Genomic DNA, 12610 nt, shown 5'->3' on the forward strand with positions numbered 1-12610 from the left:
GGCGGCCGCGCGTTTTCGCGGCGCGCGCGCGGCCGCCGCGCAGGCGCGTTCGGCTTACTTCCCGACGATCACCGCGAACGCGGCGTTCAACCAGTCGCGCGTGTCGTCGAACGTGCTGTACAAATCGAGCGCGGGCGTCACCGTGCCCGACTATCTGATCGATGCGCAAATCTCCTGGGAGCCGGATCTATGGGGGCGCATCTCGCGCGCCGTCGAAGGCGGACGAGCGGAGGCGCAGGCAAGCGCGGCGGATCTGCAAAGCGCCATTCTCTCGATGCAGGCCGAGCTCGCCACGAATTACTTCGATCTGCGCGGCGTCGTCGAAGAGGAACGGCTGCTGCAGGCGACGCTGCAAGCCTACGACAAGGCCCTTGCGCTTACGCGCGATCGTTTCGCGGGCGGCGTCGCGGCGGAATCGGATGTCGCGCAGGCGGAAGAGCAATTGCGCGCGACGCAGGCGCAATTGATCGATCTGGAGACCGCGCGCACGAGCCTCGTCAATGCGATCGCGATTCTCGTCGGCGAGTCGCCGTCGGGTTTCACGCTCGATGTCGCGCCGCTCAACGAAGCTCATTCTCCGCGTCCGTCCGCGGCGCTTGCCGCGCTGCCGCTCAGCGTGCCCTCCGCGCTGCTCGAACGGCGGCCGGATATCGCAGCGGCGGAGCGGCGCGTCGCGGAGGCGAATGCGCGCGTCGGCGTGGCGACGGCGGCGTTCTTCCCGAATCTGCTGCTCGCCGCGACGGGCGGCCTCGAAGCGACGCGCCTGAGCTCGTGGCTCGAAGCGCCGAGCCGTTTCTGGTCGCTCGGGCCGCAACTCGCTTTCACGGTGCTCGACTTCGGCGGCCGGGCGGCCGCCCGCGATGCGGCGCGAGCGGCCTATGACGAGAGCGTCGCCGACTACCGGCAGACGGTGCTGACGGCATTCGGGCAGGTGGAAGACAACCTGAACGCGCTGGAAGTGTTGCGCCGCGAGGGCGAAGCGCAGCGCGATGCGGTCGATGCCGCCCAGCGCGCGCTCGGCAAGGTGAGCAACCGCTACGAAAACGGCGCGATCACGTATTTGAGCGTGGTCGTGACGCAGGCCATCGTGCTGTCGGATCAGCGCACGGCGGTGCGCATCGAGCGGCGGCGCATGGCGGCGAGCGTCGCACTCGTGAAGGCGCTGGGGGGCGGATGGACCACGACTGCGCTGCCGGCCCCGGAAGAGGTATCGCGGCGGGATTGAATTTCGCACCATGCATGCAAAATGCCATCGTGCATGATGAATGCAAAATGCGATCGACTACACGAGCAGAAACACGCCGCATGCGATAAGCGCAGCGCTCCACAGCCAGTCGATGTTGATCCAGCCGCTGCGCAAAAACCCGAGGCCGCCACGTTCCTGAACCGACATCGCGAACATGGAGATCGCGGCGATCACGGCCAGCATCGCGCCGGTATGCACCGTCAGCGCGAGCGCGCTGGCCTCGAACGCGTCCCCGGCTACCTTGCCCGTGCAAAGCGGCAGGAGCGCCGGCACGAGCATCAGCCCCGCGCCGTGCGCGCTCGACATCACGAACGACCACAACGCGAGCCCGGCAAGCCCGGTGCGCATGCCGACGGTCGGGCGTCCGCGATGCCCGCGCCACGCGCTCCACAGGCCCCAGCCGATCAGAAGCGCGCCGCACGCGCGCGCCAGCATGTCGTGGCCGATGAACGCGCCGAGCGTGAGCGCGCCCGCCAGCACGAGCGCGACCGACACCGCGTGACCCAGCGCGATCGGCACGAGCGAGACGAGCGCGACACGGCGGCTGCGCGCATACAGCCCGAGCGCGACGGCGAAGAGCCATCCCATCGCGGGATTGAGGCCGTGGAACGCGCCGAGGCCCGCAGCGGTGAAGAGGAGCGCGGGTGACGCGGCGTCCATGCGAGGCGGCTCGTAACGCGTCAGGGATAACAGTACGAATCCGACGAGCAATCGCCGCCCTGCAGCCGGATCTGATGCGGCCGCTGTCCTTTCGGCCAGTCGATGAAAAACTTCTCGTCGACGGCGAGGCCGCCGTTCGGATCGGCGTCGAGCTTCACCATCCAGCCTTCGATGCCATCGGGATAGAACTGCGCATCCACCGCGCCGTACAGCGAATTCGTGAAGTAGACGCGGCGGCCGTCGCGGCTCACTTCGACCATTTGCGGGCCGCCGTTCAACGCACCGTTCGCCGCGCCCGGATGCGTCGCGCGCGCGACCACGCCGCCGATGCGAACCTTGCCCGTCAGCTTCGGCGCGAACGGATCGGAGACGTCGTACTGCAGCATGTCGCCGGTGCCCCAGCACGACACGTAGAGAAAGCGGTCGTCCATCGACAGATCGATGTCCGAGACGAGCGGCGGCACCGCGCCGAAGCCCTTGAGCAGCGGCGGCAGCGCATCGGCGTCGGCGGGCTCGGCGGGTATGTCGATGATTTTCTTCACCGCCCATTTGTCCTTGTCGCGATACCAGGTCCAGATCGACGACGACAGATCCTTCAGGCTGATCACGCAGTTGACGAAGCCATACGCCTTGGTCGGATCATGCGCGGGACGCAGCTCGAACACGAGCTGATATTCGTCGCCGAAGTCGATTTCCTGAATATGCTTGCGCTTCGTGAAATCCCAGAAATGCAGTTTGCGCCCGTACTTCGCGCCGAGCAGTATTTCGGGAACGAGACCGTCCTCGAAGGTGTCGGGCGTGCCCCATTCGCTCGTGACCATCGTGTCGTAGCCGAGATGCCACCAGCCGTCGTACGCGAGTTGCTGCGGGCCGCGATCCACCTCCCAGCGGCCGAGCGGATCGAAGCTCTGCTGATCGAGGATCAGCACGCCACCGGGCGCCTTGCCTTCGGCGTTGCCGAGCGCCGTGACGTAGATGCCGCCCGGGCCGCAGTGCACGGTGTGCGGGCGCGTATAGCCGGTTTTTTCCGCGAGTTCTTCAGGCTCGATCGTCTTCACGATGACGGGTTTCTTCGGATCGGGCTTCGTGTCGAGGATATGGATGCGCGACGAGCGCAGCCCCGGCACGACGAGATAGCGCCGCTCCATATGCGGGTGCGGCGCGTTCGGGCACAGACAGGACGAGCACGCGTTCCAGCCGAAGTGATGCAGCTCGTCGCCGGTATCGGGCATCGCGAGTTCGCCGACGATCTTCGTATAGTCGGGCGAATCGGGATCGACATCGACGACGGCGATTTTGTCGGGCGTCTTGCGCTCGGGATCGAACGTCGCCACGTAGGCGAGTGTTTCGCGCGGCGCCTTGGCCGCGAGCCGCGGGGAAGGATAGAAGCTCGGGTCCGGTTTCCATGTTGCCATGTGCGTCTCCCAGTTGATGTGCCTGACTGCAAAGCAGACGTGCAGAAGCACTATAGGACACTAGGGCGCGGCACGCTGCGGCTGGCTCCGGCGCGCCGATCTGCGCCTACAATAGAGGCATCGCCCCGACACCGAAAGAGGAGGACGCGATGGCCGAGCCGATGATCAGCCTGTTGGCGGGAATCGTCCTGGTGCTATGCATCGCGGTGGTTCTCGTGATGCATCACCGACACCCGCACATCCAGACCCCGAAGGCACGCTGGCTGGATTCGCATCCACCGCGCGACTGGCGGCACAGGCATTGAAGAGTGCTATCTGAAGTAAGCGACCAAGGCGCCGGCACGGACCGGCGCCTTGTCTTTGTGCAGCGCGAAAAAGCGACTTAGCGTCTTGGCCCTTTCATCGCCTCGGCTTCGCGCGCGGCGTTCCATTCCTCGCTGTTCTCGATCGGGTCCATGCCTTCGTCGATGGACGCCGTCGCGCGCTCCGCCACCGAGCGGGTTTCGTCTTCGGTGTCGTCGTCGATGAGGCCGTCCTCGTCGGCGGGCGGCTCCAGCATGTCGTGCAGCATCGCTTCCAGTTCCGGCGTATCCCACGGTTCGCCGCGCTGCTTTTTCTTCTTGATGTAATGCCGCACTTCGGCATCCTGTTCAGCAGTCAGCGGAAGTCCGCGGAAGGTGCGGTTGGCGTCGAAGTCACTCATGTTCGCTCCTGTCGCGCATGACCCTAGTGTAACGCCGTTCGTCTGCAGGTAAAAACGCGCCAGTCAGCCGAGCGGCGGCAGGCGCCTTTCGATCGGCGTCGCTTTCACGATGGCCGTGCTCGTCGCGGCGCGCTCCGTGACGCGCGACAGGATATCGTCGAGATGTTCGATCGAGCGCAGATAGAGACGGCACACGAAGCAGTCGTCGCCGGTTACCTTGTCGCATTCGACGAATTCCGGGATGCGCCTGATCGCGTCCTCGACGAGATGCAGTTGTCCGGGCAGCGGCTGCACGCGCACGATCGCCTGCAGCGTGTAACCGAGCGCGCGCGGATCGATATCCACCGTGAAGCCGCGGATCACGCCCTGCGTTTCGAGCCGCCGCACGCGCTCGGCGGTGCTCGGCGCCGACAGGCCGACGCGCTTCGCCAGCTCGCTGATCGCGATACGTCCGTCGCTCGCGAGTACGCCGATGAGTTCGCGATCGATGGCGTCGACGCCCGTCGATGGCAGGATGCTTAGGTTCTTTCCCATGATGGCCTTCGATTCAAAGGTCGAAAGATGTGCGTGCCTCATTTTAGGCATGGTTTTGGGTAAAGTGCATCGATAGACTTGACGACATCGAAACTTGCATGGCAGCGATGAGATGAATACGGAAAGAATCGATACGCGCGTGGCCGCCGCATCGAACGCCAATGAGCTGCGTCGTGGCGCGATCGAAATGTCGCTCGCGATGCTGATGTCGGGCACGATCGGCTGGCTGGTCGTGTCGTCGGGGCAGACGCCGTGGAACGTGGTGTTTTTCCGCTGCGTGTTCGGCGGGGCGACGCTCATCGCCGTGTGCGCGGCGCTGGGCTTTCTGAAGCAACGCTATTTCTCGTGGCGCATGATCGGGCTGGTCGCGCTCGGCAGTGTCGCGATCGTCGGCAACTGGCTCTTGCTGTTCGCCGCGTACTCGCGCGCGTCGATCTCGATGGCGACCACCGTCTACAACACGCAGCCGTTCATGCTCGTCGCGCTGGGCGCGTTGGTGCTGCGCGAGCGCGTGTCGGCGTCGACACTCGCGTGGCTCGGCATCGCGTTCATCGGACTCGTGATGGTGGTGCGCGTCGAGCCCGCCGTGCTGGCGATGCCGGGGCAGTATCTCGAAGGTATCGCGTATGCGCTCGGGGCGGCTTTTCTTTACGCGATATCGTCGATCGTCACGAAGCGCCTGAAGGGCACGCCGCCGCATCTGATCGCGATGCTGCATGTGCTGTTCGGCATCGTGATGCTCGCGCCGTTCGCGCGCTTCGATCAGACGCCCGCGTCGCTCGGCGGATGGTCGGATCTCGTCGTGCTCGGCGTCGTCAACACGGGGCTCATGTACGTGCTGCTCTACGGCGCGATCCAGAAGCTGCCGACCGCGACGACGGGCGCGCTGTCGTTCATCTATCCGGTGGTCGCGATCGTGGTCGACTGGCTCGCGTTCGGGCAAAGGCTCGCATGGCTGCAAGTGGCTGGCGCCGTGCTCATTCTGCTCGCGGCGGCGGGGGTGAATCTGCAGTGGCGGATCGTGCCGCAAAAACAGCGCGCAAACGATTGACGCGCACTCGTATAGAATGGCGCCCCTTTCCGACTACATCGAAATGCCGCCATGTGGTTCAAGAATCTTCAGCTTCACCGTCTTCCCGCGCACTGGTCCGTCACGCCGAATCAAATGCAGCAATGGCTCGCGCCGCTCGCCTTCAGCGACGCGTCGAGCATCGAGAACGAGCGTCGCGGCTGGGTCTCGCCGCGCGGCGACGATGCGCTCGTCTACACGGCGAATCGTCAGATGCTCATCACTTATCGGGCGGAGAAAAAGCTGTTGCCCGCGTCGGTCGTCACGCAATTCGTGAAGGAGCGCGCGGCCGAACTCGAAGAGCAGCAAGGCTTCAAACCGGGCAGAAAGCAGTTGCGCGAACTGAAAGAGCAGATCACCGATGAACTCCTGCCGCGCGCCTTCAGCATTCGCCGCGACACCCGCGTGTGGATCGATCCGGTGAACGGCTGGCTTGCGATCGATTCGGCATCGGCGACGCTGTGCGACGACATCATCGGTCTGCTCGTGAAATCCGTCACCGATCTGCCGCTCGCGAGCGTGCGCACCGCGCGCGCGCCCGTCTCCGCGATGACCGAGTGGCTGCTCTCCGGCGACGCGCCCGCGGGCTTCACGCTCGACCGCGATACCGAACTGCGCTCGACGGGCGAAGGCAACGCCACGGTGCGCTACGTCGGCCACGCGCTCGAGACGGAAGACATGCGCCGCCATATCGAAGCGGGCAAGCAGTGCATGCGTCTCGCGATGACATGGAACGACCGCGTGTCCTACGTGCTCACGCCGTCGCTGACATTGAAGCGCGTGAGCGCGCTCGACGTCATCAAGGAAGCCGCCGATCCCACCGCGACGAACGACGACGAGCGCTTCGAATCCGATTTCATCCTGATGACGGGCGAATTGGCGAAGATGCTGTCGGCGCTTACCGACGCGCTGGGCGGCGAAGAAGATCTGCGCGCCGCCGCGTAGAAACCGGATCAGGCAGACGGCGCCGACGCGAACGCGTAGCCGTTCTTGCCATTGCGCTTGACGGTGTACATGGTCTCGTCGGCGGCGGCCACGAGCCGCCAGTAATCGTTGACGCGATCCGGAAAGCTCGCGATGCCGATGCTCGCGCGCACGATCGACAGCCCCATCTGCGCGTCGGTCTCGCCGACGCACGCGATGATTCGTTGCGCGATCGCGGCGAGTTCCCCATCGCTCGAAAACTCGCGCACGAGCAGCGCGAATTCGTCCCCGCCGATGCGCGCGACCAGATCGCCGCCGCGCACCGTCTGACGGAATCGCCGCGACACCGCGATCAGAAACTCGTCGCCGATGCGGTGACCGTGCGTATCGTTGACGCGCTTGAAGCCATCGAGATCGATATACAGCACGGCGATGCGCGCCGTGCCGCCCGCGAGCGCGCTGGCCGCTTCCTCGAGCGCCGCGAAGAGCTTGCGGCGATTGGGCAGACCCGTCATCGGATCATGTAGCGACGCCTGTTCGAATTCGTTGGAGATGCCGAGAAGCTGCCGGTTGCGCTTCGCATACATGCCGAGCGCGGTGATGAGCACGCCGAAGACGATCGCCGACAGCGCGATCAGCGTATGCGACACGCTCAGGATGCGTTCGCGCACGTCCGCGCTCGTGCGGTCGCGCGCGGTGCGCCACCATGCATAGGCGGAATCGAGCGCGGAACTCGCCTCGCCGAGCGCGGTGGCCGGCGAGAGCACGGCCGATGGCACGGCGGGCGCCGGCATCGGGCTCGATGATACGAGCGCATGCAGCGCGGCGAGCCGTGCGGCCAGTTCCATGCGCGCATCGCGATACGCGGCCTGATGCCGCGGATCGTCAGCCGGCACGCTCTGCAGCGAAAGTGCGGCGGCGCGGGCGGCATCGGCGCGCTCGACGGCTTCGAGCACCAGCCCAACGTACTCCTGCTGCAACTGCGCGGAAAAGATCGCACGGACCTGCAACGCCAGAAACAGCAGGCCGATCAGAAGGCACAGCAACGCCGCGCCCGCGAGCGGCGCGGGGCCCGGCATGCGCGCGCGTTCGAGCGCGCGCCGCACGCGCGTTGCCAGTGTCCCCTCAGGGGCGGGAATACTCCTCTCGCTGACGGTTCGGGACATTGTTTCGATAGCTCACTCGATGAAAGAACGCGCCCACGCGCGCGAACAGCCCGCCTTCGGGCTTCGCGTGCGCCTGATGCTTGCGCGCCTGTGCGGACGAATTGGCCTGGCCCGCGCGGTTCGCGGCGGCCTGCTGCGTCGCCGACGAGTTGCCACGGCGTTGCACGGCGGCGCTTTGCACGGGCGCTGCGGCGGCCGTTGCGAGCGCTGCAGCGCCGGCCGCGCCCGCGCTGTCCGACGCATCGGCGAGCGGCGGGGTTTCGTCGGCGGGTACGTTGTCGGCGAGCGAAGCGGTATCGACGGGCGCCGGTGCCTCGTTCGTCGCGTACGCGCCGGTATAAACGGGGATGGCTCCGGCAGCGGGCGCTTCCACCATGCCCGACGACTGCGTTTGCGCGGCGGCGATGGCCGGCTGGTCGATGCCGAGCGTCCTGCGCGCGCTCGCCATCGCTTCGGCGTAGACGCGCTGGTCGTGGTTGAACCACATGCTGTACGCGACGGTGCCGAGCACACCGATGCCGAGCGCCGTCGCCGACGCCATCCACAGGGCCAGACGCCCGAAGCGCAGTGGCGCGCGAACGGGTCCACGGTCGTCGTCGAAATCGATTGCAGGCTCGGGCAGGTTGATGACAGTGGGATCGTTCGCGGGACTCGCGTGGTCCGCGACGGTCTCTTCGGGCAGCTTTGCGTGGTGAGGCATGACAGCGCTCTCCCAGTACGGATTCATCGGACCGCGGCGTCGGACGCGCGCGCAGGGTCCGGTACAGCGCGAATGGCGCGAAATGCAACGCGTTCCATCATATGAATCGATAAGCGCGATGCGGCTTCGTCGGACATGACAGCCGTCGCCGGTTCGGCTTGCGCCTTCCGGCTGGAATTTGCCAAACAATGTAACTCGCACCACACAGCGCGACAATCAGGCGTGGCGATGCGGCAGCGAACCGCTGATGCGACTGTCATGCGACGCCCGACGCACTCGCGACGGGGAGCATGTTCGAGCCACTACACTAGCATGCTTCGTTCCACCCCCTTTTTTGATGGATCGGTCATGCATCATTCTTCAGAGGAAGTCGCCCCGCGTATGTGAGCTTGCGCACATACGGGGCACGCCGAGGCGTGAATGCGCGTATCTCCGCAACGGCTCAGTGGCGTTTCGACAACACGACGAGCGCGATACCGCCGAGTATCGCGATGGAACTCGCGACGAGCCGCGCGGTGAGCGCTTCGCCGAGCAGCAGGACCCCGCCCGCAGCCGTGATGACGGGTACGCTCAGTTGCACCGTGGCGGCCACGGCGGGCTTCAATCCTTTCAGTGCCGCATACCAGACGACATAGCCGAGACCCGAGGTCAACGCGCCCGACGCGGCGGCGTAGGCAAAACCGGCGCGATCGAAGCGTGCATGCGTGAATGCGAGCGCGGAGACGGCCACCGCGAACGGCAGCGCGCGCAGGAAGTTGCCCGCCGTCGCCGCGACCGGATCGGTCTGGCCGCGTCCGCGCAGCGAATACACGCCCCAGCCGACGCCCGCCACGATCATCAGCGCCGATGAAAATGGCTCGGGCGCGGCGAGCCCCGGCAGCACGAGCCAGACGAGCCCGGCGAGCGCCAGCAGCAAACCGAGCCACTGGACCACGGCGAGCCGCTCGCCTGTCGCGATGCCGTAGCCGATCATCGTCGCCTGCACGGCGCCGAACAGCAGCAGCGCGCCCGTGCCTGCCGCGAGCCGCACGTAGGCCAAGGAAAACGCCATCGCGTAGACGATCAGCGCGAGTGCCGAACGCCAGCTTCCGGCGCGGCGCGCGCTACGTCGATCGCCGCCGCGCGCGAGCAGAATGATCCCCAGCACGAGCGCCGCCGACGCGATGCGTACGAGCGTGAAGCTCGCCGCGTCGATCTGCGTCCCCTTGAGCGCGAGACGGCACAGCAGCGAATTGCCGGCGAAGGCGAGCATTGCGACGACAGTCGATATCGCGATGCGGGCGCCCGAAGGTGCGGACGAGGCGGCGTCGGTCGTCTGATTGGGCATCGGCGGCGCGAGGAAGGGAGCGTGCTCACTGTATCGCGTGCTTGCCGTAAAGACATGCTGCGCCGCTTCAATCCGTGGTGAAGGGCTGCGGTGGCGTATCGCCTTCCATGCCGAAGCGCTCGAATTCGGAGATCACCTGCGCGCCGAAGAGCAGCAGCGTCGCGAGCGCTTCGAGGCTGAACAGCACGACGATCGACGTGGTCAGCGAGCCGTACACGACGCTCACCTGCGAAAGCGTCGCGAAGTACCAGACGAGCACGTGCCGCGTGATTTCCCAGAGCACCGCCGCCGTGATGCTGCCGAGCAGCGCGAGCCGCACGGAGGGCCGGCCGACCGGCATCACGAGATAGATCGACGTGAGCACGAAAATCTCGCCCGCGACGCCGAGCAGATAGAGCAGCAGCCGCGACACGCCCCTGAGCGACACCTCGACGCCGAGCAGATCGACGCTGTTGCTGCCCATCGCCTGCAGGCCGTTCGACACGAGCGTGACGATCAGCATGCCGACGCCGAGAAACAGGATGTAGCAGTAGGGCAGGAGCGCGGAGAGCAGAAAATGCCGTCGGCGGATCGCGACGCGATGCACGAAGATCACGGACATCGCGTTCTCCAGCACCGTGAAGGCGAGCGAACTGAAGAAGATCATCGTGACGAGCAACACCCAGCCGAGCACGGCGCGATGCGCAAGAAAATTGGCGAGTTCGCGCACGACCGCGCGCGCCTGTCCCGGCACGAGCCATTCGAGCAAATGCGCGAGAGTATCGAGCAAGGCCTGCTGTCCGACGAATTTCGACAGCACGATGACGATGAGGATCAGCATCGGCACGATCGACAGCAGCGCGTAATACGCCACCGCGCCCGCCAGCAGCAAACCCTGGTTCGCGCGAAAGGCCTTCAGCGTGCGCATCACGAAGCCGAAGGGATTCCTTGCGACGCTTTTTACCTGCGGGCCCAGCACGGGGCCGAGAATCTTCGACATGGGACCTCCGCGGCGCGAACGCTGCCCATTCTGTGCGGATCAGCAAGTTTCGCACCCATGCGCGCGGAGGGACGAAGGCGCGTCAGCCGGGCCGGCGCGCCTCACTGCGCGCCGCCGCCTGCTGCGCGGCTTCCTCGAATGCGAGATCGAGAATGATATCCACCTCGGGCGCGGGCAGATCGGCCGCGTCGAGGTTGCGCAACCGGCAGAAGAGCGCGAGCGCCTCGGCTGCGGCGGCGAAGGCGTCGTTCATATCGCGGGAGTTCAGGCGTTTTTTTCTCATGCTCCGCATAACGGCAGGCGCACGATTGGACTTTAATAAGCGGTGACGCCGTTTCACCTTAGGCTTTTGATGGATTACTCTAAGTACATAACACGAGCCCGTCGAAGGCACTGGAGGACACCATGGCCGCATCCCACGCAACCTCCGCCGCCGACGCCGCCGCGCTCGGCGCCGACGCCGAAATCGTCGACGCCGACGAACGCCTCTACAACCACGACCTCGCGCCCGTGCCGCGCGCGAAGCGCACCTGGAACGGCTACAGCATCTTCGCGATGTGGATGTCGGATGTGCACAGCGTCGGCGGTTACACCTTTGCGGCGAGCCTCTTCCTGCTCGGCATCTCGGGCTGGCAGGTGTTGCTTGCGCTGACCATCGGCATTCTCATCGTGTATGTGCTGATGAACTGGGTCGGCAAGCCGAGCCTCAGGCACGGCATTCCGTTTCCGGTGATGGCGCGCGTCTCGATGGGCGTGATGGGCGCGAATCTCGCCGCGCTGATTCGCGGCGTGGTCGGTATCGTGTGGTACGGCGTGCAGACGTATTTCGCGTCCAAAGCTGTCGCGACACTGCTGCTTCTGTTCGTGCCGTCCGTCATCACCTGGCGCGATACGAGCTTCATGCGGCTCGACATGCTCGGCTGGGTGAGCTTTCTCTTCATGTGGCTTCTGCAGCTCATCATCTTTCAGCGCGGCATGGAGATCATCCGCAAGTTCATCGATTTTTGCGGGCCGGCGGTGTACGTGGTGATGTTCGTGCTGATGGGCTGGATTCTGTATCGCGCGGGACTCGGCAGCCTGAACCTCACGCTGTCGGGCAAGGTGCTGTCCGGCGACGAGCAATTGCACGCGATGATCAACGCGATCCTGCTCGTGGTGAGTTACTTCGCGGCGCTGCTTTTGAATTTCGGCGACTTCTCGCGCTTCGCGAAGAGCGAGCGGCAGATGAAGATCGGCAATTTTCTCGGGCTGCCGTTCAATTTTGTTGCATTCGCCATCATCACGGTGATCGTCACGGCGGGCAGCGAGAAGGTGTTCGGCACGATGATCATGGACCCGGTCGAGATCGTCTCGCGCATCGAGAACAAGGTGTGGGTGGCGATCGGCAGCATCACGTTCATCATCGCGACGATGGGCATCAATATCGTCGCGAACTTTGTCTCGCCGGCGTATGACATCGCCAATCTCTTTCCGAAGCATGTGGACTTCAAGAAGGGCGGACTCATTGCGTCGATACTCGCGGTGATCGTGTGCCCGTGGATTTTCGTCGACAGCCCGAAGGCGATCACGATTTTCGTCTCGGTGTTCGGCGCCGTGCTTGCGCCGATGTATGGCGTGATGATGTCCGACTACTATCTCGTGAAGCGACAGCAGGTGCGCACCGCCGAGCTTTATACGATGCAGCCGGGCGGGCGCTTCTACTACGACGGAGGGTGGAACAAGGTTGGGCTCGCGGCGCTGCTCCTGTCGGGCGCGATATCGGTAGGCTGGGAGCTTTCGACGCAGATGCTCAAGCTGCTCCCGCCGAACAATCTCGGCTGGCTGATCGGCGCGGTGGCGGGAGCGTTGCTTTATGTGCTGTTCATGCGCATGGCGAATCGAAAATAG

Annotated in this window: 14 protein-coding genes; 5 read left to right on the top strand and 9 right to left on the bottom strand. The window is 65.2% G+C overall.

What is annotated here, in order from left to right; translation table 11 throughout:
* Positions 1 to 1225 (top strand): efflux transporter outer membrane subunit (locus AWB80_RS18140; RefSeq protein WP_061176056.1); only part of this gene is annotated, 1225 nt, incomplete at its 5' end.
* 57 nt (positions 1226 to 1282) lie between these two features.
* On the opposite strand, the gene AWB80_RS18145 is transcribed toward AWB80_RS18140, so the two are convergent.
* Both AWB80_RS18145 and AWB80_RS18150 read right to left on the bottom strand, forming a co-directional pair.
* Positions 1283 to 1906, bottom strand: coding sequence for a hypothetical protein (locus AWB80_RS18145; RefSeq protein ID WP_061176057.1), 624 nt, complete (start codon positions 1904 to 1906; stop codon positions 1283 to 1285).
* A gap of 20 nt (positions 1907 to 1926) precedes the next feature.
* On the bottom strand, positions 1927 to 3321 hold the full coding sequence (locus tag AWB80_RS18150; protein WP_061176058.1) for a selenium-binding family protein: 1395 nt from the start codon (positions 3319 to 3321) through the stop codon (positions 1927 to 1929).
* 149 nt (positions 3322 to 3470) lie between these two features.
* Between AWB80_RS18150 and AWB80_RS44030 the strand changes: the two genes are divergently transcribed.
* The gene (locus tag AWB80_RS44030; RefSeq protein ID WP_160147456.1) at positions 3471 to 3626 is read left to right on the top strand and encodes a hypothetical protein; all 156 of its coding nucleotides are present in this window, start codon (positions 3471 to 3473) and stop codon (positions 3624 to 3626) included.
* Positions 3627 to 3703: 77 nt separating this feature from the next.
* On the opposite strand, the gene AWB80_RS18155 is transcribed toward AWB80_RS44030, so the two are convergent.
* Positions 3704 to 4024: a hypothetical protein gene (locus tag AWB80_RS18155; protein ID WP_061176059.1), complete on the bottom strand. Its 321-nt coding sequence runs from the start codon at positions 4022 to 4024 to the stop codon at positions 3704 to 3706.
* 63 nt (positions 4025 to 4087) lie between these two features.
* Positions 4088 to 4558, bottom strand: a complete 471-nt coding sequence (locus AWB80_RS18160) for an Lrp/AsnC family transcriptional regulator (protein WP_061176223.1) — start codon at positions 4556 to 4558, stop codon at positions 4088 to 4090.
* A 112-nt stretch (positions 4559 to 4670) separates the two neighbouring features.
* On the opposite strand from AWB80_RS18160, the gene AWB80_RS18165 reads away from it, so the two are divergent.
* Both AWB80_RS18165 and AWB80_RS18170 read left to right on the top strand, forming a co-directional pair.
* Positions 4671 to 5609: a DMT family transporter gene (locus AWB80_RS18165; RefSeq protein WP_061176060.1), complete on the top strand. Its 939-nt coding sequence runs from the start codon at positions 4671 to 4673 to the stop codon at positions 5607 to 5609.
* Positions 5610 to 5660: 51 nt separating this feature from the next.
* Positions 5661 to 6572, top strand: coding sequence for a recombination-associated protein RdgC (locus AWB80_RS18170; RefSeq protein WP_061176061.1), 912 nt, complete (start codon positions 5661 to 5663; stop codon positions 6570 to 6572).
* Positions 6573 to 6580: 8 nt separating this feature from the next.
* On the opposite strand, the gene AWB80_RS18175 is transcribed toward AWB80_RS18170, so the two are convergent.
* The 5 genes from AWB80_RS18175 to AWB80_RS44035 all read right to left on the bottom strand — a co-directional run bounded on the left by AWB80_RS18175 (position 6581) and on the right by AWB80_RS44035 (position 10976).
* Positions 6581 to 7630, bottom strand: a complete 1050-nt coding sequence (locus tag AWB80_RS18175; RefSeq protein WP_061176224.1) for a GGDEF domain-containing protein — start codon at positions 7628 to 7630, stop codon at positions 6581 to 6583.
* A 46-nt stretch (positions 7631 to 7676) separates the two neighbouring features.
* A complete protein-coding gene (locus AWB80_RS18180) occupies positions 7677 to 8417 on the bottom strand; it encodes a hypothetical protein (RefSeq protein ID WP_061176225.1) in 741 nt (246 codons plus the stop codon).
* 442 nt (positions 8418 to 8859) lie between these two features.
* Entirely contained in the window at positions 8860 to 9744 is an 885-nt protein-coding gene (locus AWB80_RS18185) for a DMT family transporter (protein WP_061176062.1), read from the bottom strand.
* A gap of 67 nt (positions 9745 to 9811) precedes the next feature.
* Positions 9812 to 10723, bottom strand: a complete 912-nt coding sequence (locus AWB80_RS18190; RefSeq protein ID WP_061176063.1) for a YihY/virulence factor BrkB family protein — start codon at positions 10721 to 10723, stop codon at positions 9812 to 9814.
* An 82-nt stretch (positions 10724 to 10805) separates the two neighbouring features.
* Complete coding sequence (locus AWB80_RS44035; protein WP_160147457.1) at positions 10806 to 10976, bottom strand: hypothetical protein; 171 nt, start codon at positions 10974 to 10976, stop codon at positions 10806 to 10808.
* A 152-nt stretch (positions 10977 to 11128) separates the two neighbouring features.
* Here AWB80_RS44035 and AWB80_RS18200 point away from each other — a divergent pair, with 152 nt between their 5' ends.
* Positions 11129 to 12610, top strand: a complete 1482-nt coding sequence (locus tag AWB80_RS18200; protein WP_061176065.1) for an NCS1 family nucleobase:cation symporter-1 — start codon at positions 11129 to 11131, stop codon at positions 12608 to 12610.

The sequence above is a fragment of the Caballeronia pedi genome, assembly GCF_001544915.2.
Classification (GTDB): domain Bacteria; phylum Pseudomonadota; class Gammaproteobacteria; order Burkholderiales; family Burkholderiaceae; genus Caballeronia; species Caballeronia pedi.